Annotated in this window: 3 protein-coding genes; all 3 read right to left on the bottom strand. The window is 72.3% G+C overall.

From position 1 onward, the window contains the following. Positions 1 to 125: 125 nt before the first annotated feature. Complete coding sequence (locus tag OS124_RS0121945; protein WP_010142168.1) at positions 126 to 476, bottom strand: hypothetical protein; 351 nt, start codon at positions 474 to 476, stop codon at positions 126 to 128. A 60-nt stretch (positions 477 to 536) separates the two neighbouring features. Beyond that, positions 537 to 1,262 carry a hypothetical protein gene (locus OS124_RS0121940; RefSeq protein WP_237708156.1) on the bottom strand — a complete coding sequence of 242 codons (726 nt, stop codon included), beginning with the start codon at positions 1,260 to 1,262 and terminating at the stop codon, positions 537 to 539. 10 nt (positions 1,263 to 1,272) lie between these two features. Next, a partial coding sequence (locus OS124_RS0121935) for a hypothetical protein (RefSeq protein WP_138919617.1) occupies positions 1,273 to 1,485 on the bottom strand: 213 nt, incomplete at its 5' end.

The following is a 1,485-nucleotide window of genomic DNA, read 5'->3' as shown; positions in this document are numbered from 1 at the left end:
ATCACAGATCGACCTGGCGCGGGATATCCGGATCCTCTGACCTTCTGCTCGAGGGCAAGGGAAAGGCAGGGCCTCGCTTCGGCGGGGCCCTTTCTGTTCGGCGCCCGCCAGCCCGCGCGGTGCCTTCAGGCGCGCTGGAACGGGCCGCGATAGCGCCACAGATGCACCCCGAGGCAGAGCGCCCCGAGCCAGCAGGCGAGGGCGATCACCAGGTGGATCATCGCGCCGAGGCCCAGCACCGGGATCCCGTAGCCAAGGGCCACCAATCCGCCGCCGAGACCGGCCAGGAAGGCCAGCCATCCCAGCACCCGGATCCGCCGCAGCAGGGCCGTCGCCAGGGCCGCCCAGAACAGGGCGGCGATCAGCAGCGCCGTCAGCGGGCCCTCGCCCAGCACCGCGACTGCAAGATGCATCAGGGCCGAGACATAGAAGCAGGCGGCGGCGAGGAAGAAGCCATCGGCAAGGTTTCGGGTCATGGCGGTCTCCTTCGGGTTGCAGGGGCGACGGGGATCACCCGGGCGGCTTACTCGGGCGGATCACTCGGGTGGGCAAGGCTGGCCGGCGGCGCCCCAGGTCAGGATATCCTGCACATGGGCCTCAAGCGAATAGGGCGCGGGGTCTCGGCTGCCGCCCGGGTTCCAGCCCCAGAGCACGAAGCCCCGGTGGCCGGCGTCCTCGGTCAGGTGCTCGGCCAGGCCCACCCAGTCGCGCCCGCCGGTGCGCGCGGGATCTGAGAGCTGGGCGCAGATCTGGGCGGCGCTGCGGTCGAACCACTGGAACGCGACCGGCGGCAGGCGCCAGTCCAGCCCGGCGCGCGGCGGCGCATGGGGATCGGTGCCGAAATCGCCGTTGGTGCGGTGGCAGGTCGAGCAGAGCAGCGTCTCGGCGCCGATCCGGCTCTCGCCTGCGGTGATGTTCATCCCGTGCGGCCGCGCCTGCCCATACGAGGGGCCGGACCACATCGGCCGGTTGTCCGCCCCCACGTGGCAGTTGGCACAGCGCGGATGGCTGGCCACTTCGTAGATCCGTTCGAAGGCGGCGGCGCCCTCCTCGAGGGGGACCGAGTCGGCCTCGGGCACCTCGAAGGTGATCTGCGGCCCGGTCTCGGCAAGCGCGGGGGGCAGGGCCACGGCCAGCGGAGCCAGGGCCGCCAGCAGCAGCGCCAGCCCGACGCCGGCGCGCCGGGTGAAGGCCTGCGCGTTCGCGATTGGCGGGGCTGGCGCTTGCAAGGCGGGCGCTTGCGAGGATGGGGCTTGCGGCATGGCTGGCTCCTCAGGCGAAGGTCACGAACGTGTCGAAGGGCATTTCGCGCAACCGCTGGCCGGTGGCGGCGAAGATCGCATTGGCCAGCGCGGGGGCGGCGGGGGGCACGGGGGGTTCTCCGATGCCGCGCACCTTGGGGCCGGTCTCCAGCGTGCGCACCGCGATCGGCGGGCACTGGTGCAGCCCGCATGCCCGCATGGGCGTGGTAGTTGGGTCTGGCTC

The organism is Oceanicola sp. S124, from assembly GCF_000220565.1.
In the GTDB taxonomy this organism is placed as follows: domain Bacteria; phylum Pseudomonadota; class Alphaproteobacteria; order Rhodobacterales; family Rhodobacteraceae; genus Pseudooceanicola.
This window is presented reverse-complemented; position numbering and strand designations above follow the sequence as displayed.